At 73.6% G+C, this 15,843-nt stretch carries 14 protein-coding genes; 4 read left to right on the top strand and 10 right to left on the bottom strand.

Annotation, left to right across the window (positions count from 1 at the left end; all coding sequences use genetic code 11):
- Positions 1-8: 8 nt before the first annotated feature.
- The 7 genes from FIV44_RS25000 to FIV44_RS24970 all read right to left on the bottom strand — a co-directional run bounded on the left by FIV44_RS25000 (position 9) and on the right by FIV44_RS24970 (position 8,042).
- Positions 9-1,064 carry a maleylacetate reductase gene (locus tag FIV44_RS25000; protein ID WP_219996162.1) on the bottom strand — a complete coding sequence of 352 codons (1,056 nt, stop codon included), beginning with the start codon at positions 1,062-1,064 and terminating at the stop codon, positions 9-11.
- Complete coding sequence (locus tag FIV44_RS24995) at positions 1,061-1,927, bottom strand: dioxygenase family protein (RefSeq protein WP_141006811.1); 867 nt, start codon at positions 1,925-1,927, stop codon at positions 1,061-1,063. Before FIV44_RS24995 ends, FIV44_RS25000 begins: the two co-directional genes overlap by 4 nt.
- Positions 1,928-1,929: 2 nt before the next feature.
- Complete coding sequence (locus FIV44_RS24990; RefSeq protein WP_219996161.1) at positions 1,930-2,997, bottom strand: alpha/beta hydrolase; 1,068 nt, start codon at positions 2,995-2,997, stop codon at positions 1,930-1,932.
- Complete coding sequence (gene mhpA, locus FIV44_RS24985; protein ID WP_141006810.1) at positions 2,994-4,550, bottom strand: bifunctional 3-(3-hydroxy-phenyl)propionate/3-hydroxycinnamic acid hydroxylase MhpA; 1,557 nt, start codon at positions 4,548-4,550, stop codon at positions 2,994-2,996. The genes FIV44_RS24990 and mhpA overlap by 4 nt, the downstream gene beginning before the upstream one ends.
- Before the next feature lie 86 nt (positions 4,551-4,636).
- Positions 4,637-5,632, bottom strand: a complete 996-nt coding sequence (locus tag FIV44_RS24980) for an AraC family transcriptional regulator (protein WP_141006809.1) — start codon at positions 5,630-5,632, stop codon at positions 4,637-4,639.
- A gap of 29 nt (positions 5,633-5,661) precedes the next feature.
- A complete protein-coding gene (gene metX, locus FIV44_RS24975; RefSeq protein ID WP_141006808.1) occupies positions 5,662-6,759 on the bottom strand; it encodes a homoserine O-acetyltransferase MetX in 1,098 nt (365 codons plus the stop codon).
- Positions 6,756-8,042 (bottom strand): O-acetylhomoserine aminocarboxypropyltransferase/cysteine synthase family protein, encoded by a 1,287-nt coding sequence (locus tag FIV44_RS24970; protein WP_141006807.1) that lies wholly within the window; start codon positions 8,040-8,042, stop codon positions 6,756-6,758. Before FIV44_RS24970 ends, metX begins: the two co-directional genes overlap by 4 nt.
- A gap of 151 nt (positions 8,043-8,193) precedes the next feature.
- Between FIV44_RS24970 and FIV44_RS24965 the strand changes: the two genes are divergently transcribed.
- On the top strand, positions 8,194-9,150 hold the full coding sequence (locus FIV44_RS24965; RefSeq protein WP_181410813.1) for an LOG family protein: 957 nt from the start codon (positions 8,194-8,196) through the stop codon (positions 9,148-9,150).
- Here the strand turns inward: FIV44_RS24965 and FIV44_RS24960 are convergent.
- Positions 9,131-10,285 (bottom strand): glycosyltransferase family 4 protein, encoded by a 1,155-nt coding sequence (locus FIV44_RS24960; protein WP_141006806.1) that lies wholly within the window; start codon positions 10,283-10,285, stop codon positions 9,131-9,133. The two genes, FIV44_RS24965 and FIV44_RS24960, sit on opposite strands and share 20 nt — an antisense overlap.
- Before the next feature lie 524 nt (positions 10,286-10,809).
- On the opposite strand from FIV44_RS24960, the gene FIV44_RS34210 reads away from it, so the two are divergent.
- The gene (locus FIV44_RS34210) at positions 10,810-12,660 is read left to right on the top strand and encodes a TIGR03767 family metallophosphoesterase (protein WP_141006805.1); all 1,851 of its coding nucleotides are present in this window, start codon (positions 10,810-10,812) and stop codon (positions 12,658-12,660) included.
- Between the two features lie 20 nt (positions 12,661-12,680).
- On the opposite strand, the gene rlmN is transcribed toward FIV44_RS34210, so the two are convergent.
- Together rlmN and FIV44_RS24945 are read right to left on the bottom strand one after the other, a co-directional pair.
- A complete protein-coding gene (rlmN, locus tag FIV44_RS24950) occupies positions 12,681-13,814 on the bottom strand; it encodes a dual-specificity RNA methyltransferase RlmN (protein ID WP_141006804.1) in 1,134 nt (377 codons plus the stop codon).
- A gap of 52 nt (positions 13,815-13,866) precedes the next feature.
- Positions 13,867-14,238 carry a hypothetical protein gene (locus tag FIV44_RS24945; protein WP_141006803.1) on the bottom strand — a complete coding sequence of 124 codons (372 nt, stop codon included), beginning with the start codon at positions 14,236-14,238 and terminating at the stop codon, positions 13,867-13,869.
- 100 nt (positions 14,239-14,338) lie between these two features.
- Here FIV44_RS24945 and FIV44_RS24940 point away from each other — a divergent pair, with 100 nt between their 5' ends.
- Positions 14,339-14,917 (top strand): RNA polymerase sigma factor, encoded by a 579-nt coding sequence (locus FIV44_RS24940; protein WP_141006802.1) that lies wholly within the window; start codon positions 14,339-14,341, stop codon positions 14,915-14,917.
- A complete protein-coding gene (locus tag FIV44_RS24935) occupies positions 14,914-15,753 on the top strand; it encodes a hypothetical protein (RefSeq protein ID WP_141006801.1) in 840 nt (279 codons plus the stop codon). The genes FIV44_RS24940 and FIV44_RS24935 overlap by 4 nt, the downstream gene beginning before the upstream one ends.
- The last annotated feature ends 90 nt before the right edge of the window (positions 15,754-15,843 follow it).

The raw sequence follows: 15,843 nt of genomic DNA, 5'->3' as shown, positions 1-15,843 counted from the left end.
ACGCGCTACTAGTGTCCGCGGGACCGCCAGGCGGCCTCCAGGATCGCCTCGAGGTAGGCCCGGACGGGCGGGCGGGGGTTCGCGTACGGCGCCGCGAGCACCTCGTCGGCCACCCGGGCGAGGTCGGCGCGGTCGACGCCGAGCGCCTGGAGGCCGTCCGGGACGCCGACCTGCGCGGCCAGCCCGGCCAGGGCCGCAGGGACGTCGGCGGTGTCGAGCGCGCGGCGCAGCGCGGCGTCGGCCCGGGGCGCCGCGGGGAGGTTGTAGGCGGCGACGTGCGGCAGCACGATCGCGTGGGTCTCGGCGTGCGGGAGGTCGAGCATGCCGCCGAGGACGTGGCACAGCTTGTGGTGCAGGCCCATCGTGGTCGCACCGAGGCAGGCGCCGCACAGCCAGGCGCCCTCCAGGGCGAGGCTGCGTGCCTCCGGGTCGGTCCCGTCGGCCACCACGAGCGGCAGCGCGCTCGCCAGGTCGCGGACGCCGCGCTCGGCCATCGCGCCGACGACCGGCGTGCCGTCGGGCGCGTAGAGCGCCTCGACGGCGTGGGCCAGCGCGTTGAGCCCGCTGGGCCCGGACACCGCCGCCGGGAGGGCGTAGGTGAGCGTGGGGTCGTACAGCACCGAGCGGGGCAGCACGACCGGGTCGCGGCCGGTGGTCTTGCGCCCGTCCTCGGTGAGTCCCCAGACGGGCGTCATCTCCGAGCCGGCGTAGGTCGTCGGGACGGCCACCGACGGCAGGCCGAGCCGCAGCGACAGCGCCTTCGCCAGCCCGATCGTCGAGCCGCCGCCGATCGCCAGGCACCCGTCGGCCCCGACCTCCGCGGCCACCGACTCGGCAGCCGCGACCGTCGCCACCGGGACGTGCATCCGGGCGCCGTCGAAGGTCCCGGCGGCGCGCTCCCCCAGCAGCGCGACGACGCGCTCGGCGAGCGCGCCCTGCCGGGGCGTGGACAGCACGAGGACCCGGCGCAGCCCGAGTCGCTCGACCTCCTCGGCGACCCGGTCGACCGCGCCGGCGCCGAACACCACCCGCATCGGCGGGCCGTCGTGCACGAGCACGGTCACGATGTCTCCTCCCGTGGGACCAACTGCACGTCGAAGTGTGCCCGACGGAACGGGACGGTCACGCCGTGGGCCGCCGCGGCGGAGGCGTCCTCGGAGACCGCGAAGTCGCGGACCAGGCTCTGCTTGACCGCGAAGACCGCGTCGCTGTCGAGATAGGGGCTGTCGGCGACGAACAGGTGGGTGGTGACCGGCTCGTAGCCGTCCGCGTCGACGATCAGGTGCACGTGCGCGGGCCGGAACGGATGCCGCCGGCTGGCGTCGAGCAGGCGGCCGACCGGCCCATCGGTCGGGATCGGGTAGTGCGACGGCACCACCGTCCGGAACCAGAACTCCCCCGCGTCGTCGGCGGTGAACAGCCCGCGCCCGTTGCCGGGCGGCTGCACGTCGGGGCGCTGGACGTCGTAGAAGCCGTCCTCGTCGCACTGCCACACGTCGACGGTCGCGCCGGCGACCGGGCGGCCGGCCAGGTCGGTGACCGTCCCGGTCACGACGCAGGGCCGCTCCAGGCCGACCTCGCTGATCGAGTCGCCGAGCTCACGGCGCGGCGACTCGGTCATGTGGAAGGGGCCCAGCACGGTGCCCTCGGTGCCGTGCTCGTCGTCGTTGATCGCCTCGACCAGCATGGAGACGCCGAGCACGTCGGAGAGCAGCACGAACTCCTGCCGGGTGTCGTCGCACTTCCGGCCCACGGCGGTGAGATAGCCGACCGCCTGCTCCCACTCCGCGAGGGTCGGCCGGACGTCGCGCACCAGGGCGTGGAGGTGCCGGGTGACGCCGGCGAGGATCTCCCGAAGGCGCGGGTCGGGGGTGTCCGCGAAGCTCGCCAGCACGGCGTCGAGCGCCGTCTCCTCGTTGAAGTCCATGGTCAGGCCCTCCCGGTCGGATCGGCGGCGAGGCGGTCGGTGAGCCAGTCGGCGACGTACGCCGTCCGCTCCTCGCCGTGGTTGTAGATCGTGTGGTCGCCGTCCTCCCACTCTCGCAGGGTGGCCTCCCCGAGCGCAGCGTCCAGGAAGGGCTGCTGCTCCTCCCGCGAGACGATCGGGTCCTCGCCGCCGTGCACGACCAGGACCGCGCCGGCGATCCGGTCGTCGCCGCGCAGCGCGATCCGGTCGAAGTTCGCCTGCACGGCGGTCTCGTCGGCCGTGCCGAGCATCGCGCAGGCCTGCTCGTCGAAGGTCCGGAGGCCCAGCAGCCGCGGCCGGGCCGGCGCGCCGTTGACGCAGACCGCGGCGATCCGCGGGTCGCTCGCGGCCGTCGTCCCCGCGAACAGCCCGCCCATGCTGTTGCCCCAGATCCCCACCCGGCCGCCGAGGACCGGGTCGGCGAGGACGTGGTCGACGAAGGTGGAGTACGCCGCCCGGACGTCGACGTCCAGCAGCACACCGCCGCTCATCCGGCTCTCCCCCTGCCCGGGTCCCTCGACGAGGAAGGCGGCCAGCCCGCGGGCGAGCAGCGCGTCGGCGGCACGCAGGTAGGTCGCGCCCCAGCCGCTCTGCCCGCCGAGCACGATCACGGTCCCCCGCGCCGGCCCGGCCGGCCGCAGCAGCCAGCCGGAGAGCCGCCCCGGCCCGAACGGCAGCCGCACGTGCTCCCACGCCGGGTCGGCGAGGGCGCCCGCGCGGGCGACGGTGGCGGTGAACCGCTCGTAGAGGGCGGCCCGGTGCGGACTGTCGTCGTTCCACGCCATCTGCGCGAACAGCAGCGCGGCCGCCGACCAGCGGAAGGCCTGCCGCGCCGTCACGACGTGCCCGGCGGCGAGCGACCTCTCCGCGTCCGCGGCACGGTCGTCGGCGATCGCGACGAGCGCCTCGTCCCACGGCGTCCCCGCGTCGGTGGCGGCCCGGAGTCGTCGTACGTCGGCGGGGGCCAGGCCTCCGTCGAGCATCCGCTCCGGCGACATGGAGCGCCAGAGCACGTCCGCCGGGGGCGTCACGCGACGGTCCAGGCGAGCCGGTCGCGGAGCTGGGCGAGGGCGGCCGGCAGGTCGGCGAGGGCCCCGGCCCAGTACAGGTGGTGGTCGGGCCGGCCGAGGAACGCCTCGACCCCGTTCTCGGCGAGCCACGCGGCGTAGGTGCCGTCGACGTCCTCGACCTCGTCCAGGGACGCCGTCACGACGTCGAGCTTGTCGAGGAAGGCGGCGTCGGCCGGGCCGAGCGCCGGCCGGGTCGCGGCGACCAGGTTGAACCCGCGGCCGAGGATGTCGTCGAACAGTCCCTCCCGGTCGCCGTGGCGGACCACGCCGTGCGGCGTGAGCGTGCCCGCCAGGGGGCTGACCTCGCCCGCGGCGTCGTGGTGGACGACGCCGGCGACGAGCGTCGGGAACGGCGGCGGGGGCGGCACGTTGCCGGTCCGGAACGCCTCGTCCCGGGCGGCTGCCTCGGCGGGGTCGTGGGTGTTGGCGACCTTGCCGAGCGCGGTGGAGATCTCGGTGATCGCGGTGGCGTGCGGCCGCCGCTCGGCCTCGTAGGTGTCGAGCAGCGCGCCGCCGGCCAGGCCGCGCAGCACCAGGTCGAGCTTCCAGGCGAGGGTGATGCCGTCGCGCATGCCGGAGCACGCTCCCTGCCCCATGTACGGCGGCGTCGTGTGCGCCGCGTCCCCGGCGAGCAGCACTCGTCCCTCCCGCCAGCGCTCGGCGATCCGGCCCTGGAAGGTGTAGACGACCTGGCGCAGGATCCGCACGTCCTCGGGGCCCAGGCCGTGGGTCTCGTCGAGCCATCGCCAGGCGAAGGCCGGGTCCTCGAACGCCGCGTGGTCCTCCCCGGGCAGGACGGCGAGCTCGAAGCGCTGCCGGCTGCGGCCGATCGGCATGAACATGTGTCCACGCTCGGGGATGCAGAACTGGGTGGTTCGGCTGAAGTGCTCGGGAAGGTCCCGCAGTCGCTCGGTGTCGATGTTGAGCCAGCGGTCGTCGACGCCGTTGTCGCTGCGCTCGATGCCGAGCGTGGCCCGCACGAAGCTGTTCGCGCCGTCGGCACCGACCAGGTACGACGCGGTGATCGTCCGCTCCTCGTCGGCGTGCGACCACTGCCCGGTCCGCGACTGGCTCCACGGCCGGGCGGTCACGTCCACGCCTCCGTCGTGCGGACGGATGTCGACGACCGACCAGCCCTGGTCGACCTCCACGTTGCCGCTGGCGCGGGCGCCGGCGTCGACGGCGTCCTCGATGTCGGGCTGGTACATCGAGATGTGTGCCGGGAAGCCCGCAGAGGTCCCCCGCCAGTCCAGCTCGACGAGCTGTTCCCCCTCGCCGTTGAAGAAGCGGAAGTGGTCGACCGGGAGCGCGTCGCGCAGCGCGTGGTCGATGTCCCCGACCGAGGCGATGATCCGCGCGGTCTCGCCGTCGATGTGGGTCAGGCGCGGCAGGCCGTAGAGGCCGGGCCAGCGCTCGAAGACGACCACCTGGTGGCCGGCCTTCCCCAGGGCAGAGGCCAGCACCAGGCCGGCCGGTCCGTATCCGACGATCGCGACGTCGTACTCGTTGCTCATGGCAACGGACGCTAGGTAAGCCGGGCGCCCGCGACGATCCGCTTCGCGTCAGCCTGATCCGCTGAGCGACACGAGTGTGCCGGCCGTCACTCCGGAAGGGCGCGCAGCGTCGTGGAGGGCGACTCGCCGTACCGGTCGAGGTAGGCGCCGGCGAACCGCGGGACGTGCGTGAAGCCCCAGCGCAGGGCGACGTCGGCCACCGTCAGGCCGCTGCCGGGACGGGCCGCGCGGAGGTCGTCGTGGACCCGGGCGAGCCGGACCTGCTGGAGGTACTGCCGCGGCGTCACGCCGACGTGGTCGCGGAAGTGCCGCTGCAGCGAGCGGGCGCTGACCCCGCCCTCGCCGGCCAGCCGCTCGACGGACAGCTCCTCCTCGGGGTGGGCCTCGATCAGGTCGATCGCGCGCTTGACCGGCGCGGGCCGGTGCGCGCCGTGGCGACGCTCGGCGAGCTGGTCGCTGTAGTTGTGCGGCTGGGCGAGCAGGAGGCCGGTCATCAGGAAGCCGGCCCACGGGTTGCCCTCGTCGACGGCGTCGGCGAGGCCGAGGGGCTCCTCAAGGTCGTCGACGAGCAGCCGCACGGCGCGGGCCCAGGACGCGGCCGCCGGGCCGCGCAGGTCCATGTCCATCCGGAACCGGATCGGCGCGACCACGGTCCGGCCGAGCATCTGCTCGAGGTGACGCTCCAGGGCGTACCGCTCGAAGCGGACGTGGAGCTGACGGTAGTCGCTGCTCAGCCGCATCAGCGCCTGCATCCGGGGCGAGATGATCCCGGCCGTGTGGCTTTCGACGACGACCTCGTCGTCCCCGCAGCTGATCAGGTTGCGCCCGCCCCAGGAGAGGTTCACGTCGTAGTAGTCGACCTGCTCGGTGAGGGTCGCGCCCAGCTCGGCGCCGCGGTGCTCGCCGTACACGAGGGAGAGCGCGCCGAGCGGTGCGACCGCGACGGCGACCCGCTCGACCCGGCCGGACCGCTCCAGCGGGACGAGGCGGTGCGGCGTGAGCGCTCGCGACACCGACGCGCGGAACTCGTCGAGGTCGTCGGCGTCGACCACCGAGAACCGCTCGAGCACCGGTCGGGTCATCCGGTCATGGTAGCCGCGGGCCCGCTCGGTCAGGCGAGGAACGAGCGCACCAGGTCGTGGTAGCCGGGCGGCTCCAGCAGGAACGAGTCGTGCCCCCACGGCGAGGCGAGCTCGGTGTGGTCGACGGTGACGCCGCGGGCGCCCAGCTGGTCGCGGATGCGCAGCGAGTGGGCGGTCGGGAAGCGCCAGTCGGAGTCGAAGGAGACCAGCCGGAACCGGGTCGACGGTACGGCGTCCGGGTGGGCGCCGAACGGGTCGAAGTAGTCCATCGGGCGGGTCAGGTGGAGGTACGACAGCGCGTCGAAGCGGCCCAGGAAGCTCTCGCCCTGGTGCTGCAGGTAGTGCTCGACCTCGAAGTCGGCGGCCAGTCGCTTGTCGGTGCCGGTCGTGTCCCGGGCGTGCCCGAACTTCTCGGCCAGGGAGATCCCGGAGACGTAGGTGATGTGGGCCATCATCCGCGCGATCTTGAGCCCGTGGCGCGGGGTGACGCCGTGCTCGGCGTACCGGCCGCCGTGGAAGTCGGGGTCCTCCAGGATCGCGGCGCGCGCGACCGCGGAGAACGCGATGTTCTCCGTCGTCAGCCGCGAGCTCGCGGCGACGAGGACCGCACGGTCGATCCGGTCGGGCTCCTGCAGGGCCCACTCGAGGACCTGCATCCCGCCCAGCGAGCCGCCGACGGCGGCATGGAGGCGGGTGATGCCGAGGTGGTCGAGCAGCCGGCGGTGGACCGTGACGAAGTCGGCCATGTCGAGCGCCGGGAAGTCGGGGCCGTAGCGGCGCCCGGTGGCCGGGTCCACCGACTGCGGCCCGGTCGTGCCCGAGCAGCCGCCGAGCATGTTGGCGCTCACGACGAAGAGCCGGTCGGTGTCGACGGCCTTGCCGGGACCGATCAGGTTGTCCCACCAGCCCGGGCGGCGGGCATCCTCGTGCCAGCCGGCGGCGTGCGCGTCGCCGGTGAGGGCGTGGCAGACGAACACCGCGTTGTCGCGCGCGGCCGACAGCTCGCCGTACGTCTCGTAGGCGACCTCGACGTGCGGCAGCCGCGCGCCGGACACCAGGACCAGCGGGTCGCCCTCGTGGGCGAGGACGACCCGCTCGGTCGTGACGGTGCCGAGGGAGTCGTTCACTTCGACGCGGCGAGGGCCTGCTCGAGGTCGGCGATGATGTCGTCCACGTTCTCGATGCCGATCGACAGGCGGACCATGTCCTCGGGCACCCCGGCGGCCTCGAGCTCGTCCGGGGTGAGCTGGGAGTGCGTGGTGGTCGCGTTGTGGATCGCCAGCGACTTGGTGTCGCCGATGTTGGCGAGGTGGCTGAACAGCTCGAGCGCCTCGACGAGCCGCTTGCCGCCGTCGCGGCCGGACTTCACGCCGAAGCTGACCAGGCCGCCGTATCCCTTGCCGGTGAAGGTGCGGTCGGCGACGGCCTTGTAGGGGCTGTCGGCCAGGCCGGGGTAGCTCACCCAGGAGACCGCGTCGTGGCCCTGGAGGAACTCCGCGACCGCGAGGGCGTTGGCGGAGTGCCGCTCCATGCGCAGGTGGAGGGTCTCCAGGCCCTGCAGGAAGAGCCAGGAGTTGAGCGGCGCGACGGCCGCGCCGGTGTTGCGCAGCAGCACGGTCCGGGCCCGGATGATGTAGGCGAGATTGCCGACCGCCTCGGTCCAGACCACGCCGTGGTAGGCGGCGTCGGGCTGGGTGAGGCCCGGGAACCGCTCGGCGTGGGCGGCCCAGTCGAAGTTGCCGGAGTCGACGATGATGCCGCCGATGGACGTGCCGTGGCCGCCGATGTACTTCGTCGCGGCGTGCACGGCCACGTCGGCGCCCTGGTCGAAGACCCGGGCGAGGTACGGCGTGGGCGCGGTGTTGTCGACGATCAGCGGCAGGCCCTGCGCGTGGGCGGCGTCGGCCCAGGCCCGGACGTCGACCACGTTGATCTTCGGGTTGCCCACGGTCTCGGCGAAGACCAGCTTGGTCTTCTCGTCGACGTGCTTCGCGAGGTCCTCCGGCTTCTCCGGGTCGACGAAGCGGACCTCGATGCCGAACTGGGGCAGCGTGTGCGCGAAGAGGGCGTAGGTGCCGCCGTAGAGCGTCGAGAGGGCGACGATGTTGTCGCCGGCGTAGGTCAGGTTGAGCACGGCGTAGGTCGTCGCGGCGGAGCCGGAGGCGGTGGCGAGCGCGCCGACGCCGCCCTCGAGCTGGGTCAGCCGCTCCTCGAAGACCGACTGGGTCGGGTTCATGATCCGCGTGTAGATGTTGCCCGGCTCGGCGAGCGCGAACAGGTTCGCGGCGTGCTCGGTGTCGTTGAAGACGTACGACGTCGTCTGGTAGATCGGCACCGCCCGCGCGTTGGTGGCGGGGTCGGCCTGCTCCTGGCCGGCGTGGACGGCGAGGGTCTCGGGACGGTAGGTCATCGGTGGCTCCTGTCGGTGGCCCCTCGATCACTCGGGGCGATGTCTCACCAAGATTAAAGTCAAGTTAGTCTATAGACAAACCTCATCCCACAAAGCAGACAGCGCGAGGCCGACAGGTGGGATCGGGACCGGCACGGTAGCGTCACGCGGCGTGAGGAGCACCCGCGCCCGGAGCGTCGTCGTCGAGTGCCGCACCGACGACGACCACGCCCTCGAGGCCGGGGCCGGCGCCGCGGGCAGCAGCCACGTCGCCGGCCTCGACATCGTCCGCAGCCGGCTCTACACCCCCGACGAGCTCTACGACGCACCCGCCTACGCCGACACCCTCGACGGCCGCGCCTACCACTGGGCGCTGGCCACGTCGGGACCGGCCGAGGCGCTCGCCGAGGTGCTGCACGACCAGGCGATCGACACCGCGCTCGGCACCTGGGTCGCCGAGGTCGCCGCGGACCGGCTGGTCGGCGTGATGGGCGGGCACGCCGCGGACCGCGGCACCCCGGCCTACGCCGAGGCGGCCCGGCTCGGCGCCCTGCTCGGCCGGGACCACGTCGTCGCCACCGGCGGCCCCGGCGCGATGGAGGCGGCCAATCTCGGCGGCCGGATGGCGGCGGCTCCCCCGGACGCGCTCGCCGAGGCGGTGCGCCGACTGGCCGCCGTACCGTCCTTCCACCCGTCGGTCGACGCCTGGGTCGCCGCCGCCCGCTCGGCGTCCGCGCTGTGCCCCGAGCCGAGCCCGTCGCTCGGCGTCCCGACCTGGCACTACGGACACGAGCCGCCGAACCTGTTCGCGACCGCGATCGCGAAGTACTTCCGCAACGCGCTGCGCGAGGCGATCCTGCTGATGGTCTGCGACGCCGGGATCGTGTTCCTCCCCGGCGCCGGCGGCACCGTGCAGGAGATCTTCCAGGACGCCTGCGAGAACTACTACGCCACCGACGACGCCGTCGCGCCGATGGTGCTCGTCGGGCGCCGCTACTGGACCGAGGAGCTGCCCGCCTGGCCGCTGCTCCGGGCGCTCGCCCGCGGCCGGGCGATGGAGGCGCACGTGCACCTCGTCGACACGGTCGAGGAGGCCGCGGCCGTGATCTCTATGCAGCCCGCGCGCTGACCCGTCCGCCGGCGACGGCGCGGTAGTGGGCGACCAGCTGCTCGTTGATGGCGTACCACGACCGCTCCTGCACCGCCCGGAGCGCGGTGGCGCCCATCCTGCGCCGCAGGGCGGGGTCGCCGGCCAGCCGGCCCACCGCCGCAGCCAGATCGGCGCCGTCGCCGGGGCGGTAGAGCAGGCCGGAGGCGCCGTGCGCGACGACGTCGACCGGTCCGCCGGCGGCGGGGGCGACCACGGGGACGCCGGAGGCGAGCGCCTCCTGGGCGGACTGGCAGTAGGTCTCGTAGCGGCCGGTGTGGACGAAGACGTCGAGCGAGGCGTAGGCCCGGCTCAGGTCGTCGCCGTGCAGCAGGCCGAGGAAGGTCGCGCGCCGGCCGAGCAGGCCGCGCAGCCGCTGCTCCTCCGGGCCGCCGCCGACCAGGACCAGCGCGTACCGCGGGTCGTCGGCCAGATGGGTGAGCAGGTCCAGCTCCTTCTCGGCGGCCAGCCGGCCGACGTACCCGACGAGGAGGCGGCCGTCCGGCGCGATCCGCCGCCGCAGCGCCTCGTCGCGGTGCCGCGGGTGGAAGGCGACCAGGTCCACGCCGCGGCCCCAGCGGTGCACCTCCGGTACGCCGAGCGCGCGGAGCTGGTCGATGCTCGCCGTCGACGGGGCCAGGGTGCGGTCGACGTGCTGGTGGATGCGCCGGGTCAGGCCGGCGGCGGCGCGGACGCCGCCCGGGACGTCGTACCGCTCGGCGAAGCCGACGAGGTCGGTCTGGTAGATCGCCACGGTGGGGATGCCGAGCTCCTCGGCGGCGCGGGCGGCCTGGTAGCCGAGGGTCGCGGGCGAGGCGATGTGGACGACGTCGGGCCGGAACCGGAGCATCCGCTGGCGCAGCCGCCGGCGGGTCTCCAGGCCGAGCCGGAAGTCCGGGTAGAACGGCAGGTTGGCGCCGCGGGCGCGGTGGACCCGGAACCCGGCGTAGGTGTCCGGGCCGGTCGGCGCCACGAGCTCGGCGTGGTGCCCCTCGGCCGCGAGGTGCTCGAGCACCCGGCGCACGGAGTTGGTGACGCCGTTGATCTGCGGGAGGAACGACTCGGCCACCACGAGCACCCGGAGCTTCGGTGCTGAATCGATCGAGCGCGTCTCCATCGACAGGGGGCAGCAAGCTGCCGGCGGTCGACTCCCGCCGCGCTGCCGATCTGATTGCTCATGTCTCGGAAGGTAGGGACGGAGCGTCAACGATCCGTCACGGTTGCGGGAGTGTCGGGCGTCCCGTTCGTGAACGACAGGAGTACGGACGCCGGGGCACGTGACCCCGGTCACCCCCGGCTCGTTGCGTCCGACGTGGAGATCTCTCGCCGAAACCTGATCCGCAACGCCATCGCCGCCGGCGGGCTCGCCGCCGCCGCGACCACGCTCCCCGGCGTCCTGCGCTCCCCCGCCTCCGCGGCGCCCGACGCTCCCGCCACGCTCGGCCGGACGTTCGTGCCCGGTCCCGCGGGCGCCGGCGGCTACCGACCCGTCATCGCCGCCGCGGGCGAGCCGCACCGGGCGCGGACCGGGCTCGGCGTGCTCAGCGACGCCGGGCGGGCCACCCGCCGCCAGGGGCTGATCTCGTTCGTCCAGCTCAGCGACGTCCACATCGTCGACGCCCAGTCGCCGCTGCGCCTGGAGTGGACCGACCGGCTCGACGACCCGAGCCCCTGCCCGCGACGGGGCTGTTCACGTCGTCGTACCGGCCGCACGAGATGCTCACCGGCCAGGTCGCCGACTCGATGGTGCGCGCCATCAACCGGATCGGCAGCGGCCCGGTCACCGGCAAGCCGTTCGCGCTCGCCATCCAGACCGGCGACAACTCCGACAACTCCCAGCTCAACGAGGTCCGCTGGAACATCAGCGTGCTGAACGGCGGCCAGGTGCGCTTCGACTCCGGCAACCTCGGCACCTGGGAGGGCGTGGCCGACAGCAGCTCGGCGACCTACGACCCGGCGTACTGGCACCCCCACGGCAACCCCGCCGGCAAGCCGGTCGACCGCCCGCGCTCGGAGTACGGCCTGCCGGTCGTCCCCGGGCTGCTCGACGCGGCGCGCCGCCCGTTCGCCGCGGAGGGCCTCGCCGTCCCGTGGTACTCCGTGTTCGGCAACCACGACGGCCTCGCCCAGGGCAACTTCCCCGCCTCGACCCTGCAGCTCAACCTGATCGCGCTCGGCGCGCTCAAGATCATCTCGCCACCGCTCGGGCTCGACCCGGGCCAGCTGCTCCAGGACCTGACGACCAACCCCGGCGCGCTGCTCACCAACCTCCTCGGCGGCGTCTCCAACGCCGCCGTCCGCGTGGTCACCCCCGACCTCAACCGCCGGCTCCTCACCCGCAAGCAGATCGTCGAGCAGCACTTCCTGCTCGGCGGCGCCCCCTTCGGCCACGGCTTCACCACCGCCAACCGGCAGCAGGGCACGGCGTACTACTCCTTCGACCAGGGCCGGTTCCGGTTCGTCGTCCTCGACACCGTCAACCCCAACGGGTACGCCGACGGCTCGCTCGACAAGACCCAGTTCGCGTGGCTCACCGCGCTGCTCGCGCAGTCGGCCGACAAGGTCGTGATGGTCTTCAGCCACCACACCTCCGACACCATGGGCAACCCGCTCGTCGCCACCGGAGGCTCCCTCGAGACCCGGGTCACCGGCGCCAAGGTCCTCGACGCCCTCCTCGCCGCACCGTCGGTGGTCGCCTGGATCAACGGCCACACCCACCGCAACAAGGTCACCCCGCGCCCCCGACCGGACGGCGGCGGCCTGTGGGAGATCACCACCGCCTCCCACATCGACTGGCCCAGCAGGCCCGGATCATCGAGATCGCCGACAACCGCGACGGCACCCTGTCCCTCTTCACCACGATGGTCGACCACGCCGGCCCGGCCTCCGCCGGCGCCGGCACCGCGAACACCGAGCAGCTCGCCGGGCTCGCCCGCGAGATCGCGGCCAACGACTGGCATGACCACGAGGGTGGACTCGGCACGCTCGACGACCGCAACGTCGAGCTGCTGGTGGCCAACCCGCTGGCCTGACCGGAAGGAGCACGCAGGTGGCGAATCAGGAGCAGAAGACGTCACGGATCAGCCCGAGGGCCGTCGCCGGCGCGGTCCTGGCCGTCCTGGCCCTGGTGTTCGTCTTCCAGAACACCGGCGAGGGCCGGATCGAGTTCCTGTTCTGGGAGCTGACGATGCCGGCCTGGATCTGGCTGCTGGTGGTCTTCGCCGCCGGACTCGCCGTGGGCTCGCTGTTCCCGTGGCTGCACCGCCGCAAGGGCGACTGACACCGGGACTTGATCGTCGCCCCTGCCCCGGAGCTCCTGCGCCGGTGGACGCGGTGCGTGTGAGCATGCCCCACTACCCCGATGTCGTCGTGGAGCACCTCCCCACCGTCGGCGGAGCAGACCGCATCGAGCGGCCACGCGATGAGGCCGTGCGTCTCTTCTGGCAGTTCGTCAAGGAGAAGTACGGCATCGACGGTCGGAGGGAGGCCTGAGGTCGTCGACCTCGGTCTGTCTACTCCGAAGCGGCGAGCTGCCCGCACGCAGCGTCGATCTCGTCGCCACGCGTGTCGCGGATCGTCGTACTGATGCCCTGGGCCTCGAGCCGGCGTACGAACTCGTCGGTGTCCTCGTCGCGCGAGCGGGTGAAGCGCGATCCGCGGACCTCGTTGAGCGGGATCAGGTTGACGTGCACCCACCCGCGCCCACGCTCGTTCAGTACGTCGGCGAGCAGGTCCGCACGCCACGCCTGGTCGTTGATGCCGCGCATCATGGCGTACTCGATGGACACCCGCCGACCGGTCCTCGCGAAGTACTCGTGCGCCGCGTCGACCGTCTCCGCCACCGAGAACCGCGTGTTGATCGGGACCAGCTCGTTGCGCAGCTCGTCGTCGGGAGCGTGCAGGGACAGCGCCAGCGTGACCGGGATGCCCTCGTCAGCCAGCTGCTTGATCCGGGGCACGAGGCCGACGGTCGAGACGGTGATGCCGCGCGCGGACATGCCGTAGCCGTCGGGGGCCGGGTCGGTGAGGCGTCGTACGGCGCCCACGACGGCCCGGTAGTTGGCCAGCGGCTCGCCCATGCCCATGAACACGATGTTGTTGACGCGCCCCCGTCCGCCGGGCACCTCGTCGCGGTCGAGGGCACGGGCGCCGGCGAGGACCTGCTCGACGATCTCGGCGGTGGACATGTTGCGCTGGAGGCCGCCCTGGCCGGTGGCGCAGAACGGGCAGGCCATGCCGCAGCCGGCCTGGCTGGACACGCACATGGTCACCCGTCCCGGGTAGCGCATCAGGACCGACTCGACGAGCGCGCCGTCGAAGAGCCGCCACAGGGTCTTGCGGGTGGTGCCCTTGTCGGCCTCGAGGGTACGCAGCGGCGTCATCAGGTCCGGCAGCAGCGCGTCGACCAGGTCGGCGCGCTGGGCGGCGGGCAGGTCCGTCATCTGCGCCGGGTCGTCCACCAGCCGGGAGAAGTAGTGGGTCGCGACCTGCTTGGCCCGGAAGCCCGGCAGGCCCATCTCGACCAGCAGGTCCTTGCGCTCGGCCGGCGTCAGGTCGGCGAGGTGCCGGGGAGGCTTCTTGCGCCCCCGCGGCTCCGCGAGGACGAGAGGAAGCGCGCGCGGCGGCGCGGCGGGCTGGTCGGACATCGCGACGATTCTCCCACCCCGGCGCGCGCCGGCCCAATCGCGCGCGGCGGCGTCAGGCGTCCTTGTTGAGGAGGAACCACGCCACGGCGATGCCCACGCCGACCACGACGAGGACGGTGGCGACCATCCCGAGCAGCATGTACCGACCGAACCGCCGGGTGTGCTGCGGCACCAGCAGCCCGATCGGCACGACGAACATCAGCAGCACGAACGGGAACAGCTCCTCGACCCGCTCGTAGCCCGCGATCCACTTGACGATGGCGGCGTACAGGCCCGGGACGACGATGACCGACACCATGCCGGTGAAGAACCCCGCGAGCGGGAAGAACACCGGGTGCCCGCGGTGGAACCAGTCGGGACGCCGGGACCGGTCGTCCGGTGCGTCCACCTCGCCGCCCGCGCGGCCCTCGCCTGCCTCACTCATGTCCGGGCGATCGTAGCGGCCGGACGCCAGGGACGAGTGATCAGCGGGCATCCCACCCGGCCGCACGTGACCTCGCGCCGCGAGCCGGACAATGAGGGACATGACCGGCGGCGATGACGAGGCGGAGCGGTGGCGGCGTGCCCGGGAGGGCGACGCCGACGCCTTCGTGACCGTGTACGACGCCCACCGGGAGCGCGTCCACGGCCACGCGCTGCGCCTGCTCGGGGACGTCCACGACGCCGAGGACGTCACCGCCGTGGCCTTCCTCCACCTCTGGCGCCGCCGGTCCGACGTCCGGCTGGTCGGCGGCTCGGTCCTGCCCTGGCTGCTGGTCACCGCCGGCCACGCGGCGCGCAATGTCGGACGAGCGCGGCGCCGTCACCGCCGCCTCCTGGCGCGGCTGCCGCGCAGCGAGCCGGTGGTGTCGCCGGCGGACCTGGCCGAGGCGGCCGGCTTCTCCCCCGGGCTGGCCGCCGCCGTGAGCCGGCTCTCCGCGGTCGACCGGTCTCTGGTCGGACTCGTCGTCCTCGCCGGGCTGCCCCTGGAGGAGGCCGCCGAGGCGGTCGGCGTGACGACCGGCGCCGCCAAGACGCGGATGTACCGGATCCGGATCCGGCTGCGCGCCGAGCTGGCGCCCGACCAGCCGATCCCCGCACGCGAGAAGGGAGCGGAGCGATGAACGACCTGAGGATGGACCCCGGCTTGGCCGACGCGCTGCGCGAGGAGCTGCGCCGCGAGGTGCGCGAGAGCGCGGTCCGGCGACCGACGCGGTCCCGGCGACCTCTCCTGGTCATCGTCGGCGTCGCCGCCCTGGTCCTCCTGGTCGGCGCCGCGCTGATCGCGGGCGGGCAGGGAGATCGCCGCGGCGAGCACGTCACCGACGACACCACCGCCTCCCCGACCATCGCTCCCACGCCGTCCCGTGGCCAGGCAGGCGTCCTTCCCCGACCGGAGCCTCCCCTCCCCGGCGGCATCGAGGTCACCTGGCTGTCCGAGGTGGTCTCCGCGGAGGGCACCGGGGTCCGCACCATCGATCTCGGACCTCCGCCGACCGGCACGACCGACGTCGACTTCGCGCTGACCTGCCTCGGCGCGGGCACCTTCACGCTCCCCGACGGCAGCGGCATCGGCTGCGACGCCGAGGACGCCGGCCAGTCCGCGAGCGGCTCGTTTCCCGTGGACGCGACCACGACGTCGTACCGGATCTCGGCCGGGCCTCAGGCCACCTGGGCCGTCGAGGCCGTCTACACGCGCCACGAGATCACCGACTGGGCCGTCAACGCACGCGGGGAGACCTACGGCGTGGAGAACGAGCGGGGCAGCCCCGAACTCGTCGGCGTGGTGGCGACCAACGGGCGGGAGGGCTACGCCCGTCGTACCGACCTCGACGGACCCGAGCCGCGCACGCCCGAGGAGGCGCTGGAGTACCAGCGCACCCGGGCACCGCAGCGGTCGATCCCCGTGTTCGCCTCCGACGGCGTGACCCGGATCGGCACCTTCGTGATCGGCGGCTGAGCCTCGGCCGGAACTTTCTTCGCACCGATGTCGATCCCGCGGTTCCCCGGTCGACCCAGGGGTGGAAGGGTCGAGAGGCGACCCCCGACA

Origin of the sequence: Nocardioides humi, assembly GCF_006494775.1 — a bacterium.
Lineage (GTDB): Bacteria > Actinomycetota > Actinomycetes > Propionibacteriales > Nocardioidaceae > Nocardioides > Nocardioides humi.
The sequence above is the reverse complement of the archived record's forward strand: the minus strand, read 5'-3'. Positions and strand labels throughout refer to the sequence as shown.

What these genes read in the sequence shown, in the direction of transcription:
- FIV44_RS24995 (WP_141006811.1), bottom strand. Translation starts at nt 1,927, where the DNA reads ATGGACTTCAACGAGGAGACGGCGCTCGACGCCGTGCTGGCGAGCTTC.
- mhpA (WP_141006810.1), bottom strand. Translation starts at nt 4,550, where the DNA reads ATGAGCAACGAGTACGACGTCGCGATCGTCGGATACGGACCGGCCGGC.
- FIV44_RS24945 (WP_141006803.1), bottom strand. Translation starts at nt 14,238, where the DNA reads ATGAGTGAGGCAGGCGAGGGCCGCGCGGGCGGCGAGGTGGACGCACCG.
- rlmN (WP_141006804.1), bottom strand. Translation starts at nt 13,814, where the DNA reads ATGTCCGACCAGCCCGCCGCGCCGCCGCGCGCGCTTCCTCTCGTCCTC.
- FIV44_RS24960 (WP_141006806.1), bottom strand. Translation starts at nt 10,285, where the DNA reads ATGGAGACGCGCTCGATCGATTCAGCACCGAAGCTCCGGGTGCTCGTG.
- FIV44_RS24940 (WP_141006802.1), top strand. Translation starts at nt 14,339, where the DNA reads ATGACCGGCGGCGATGACGAGGCGGAGCGGTGGCGGCGTGCCCGGGAG.
- FIV44_RS24970 (WP_141006807.1), bottom strand. Translation starts at nt 8,042, where the DNA reads ATGACCTACCGTCCCGAGACCCTCGCCGTCCACGCCGGCCAGGAGCAG.
- FIV44_RS24980 (WP_141006809.1), bottom strand. Translation starts at nt 5,632, where the DNA reads ATGACCCGACCGGTGCTCGAGCGGTTCTCGGTGGTCGACGCCGACGAC.
- FIV44_RS24935 (WP_141006801.1), top strand. Translation starts at nt 14,914, where the DNA reads ATGAACGACCTGAGGATGGACCCCGGCTTGGCCGACGCGCTGCGCGAG.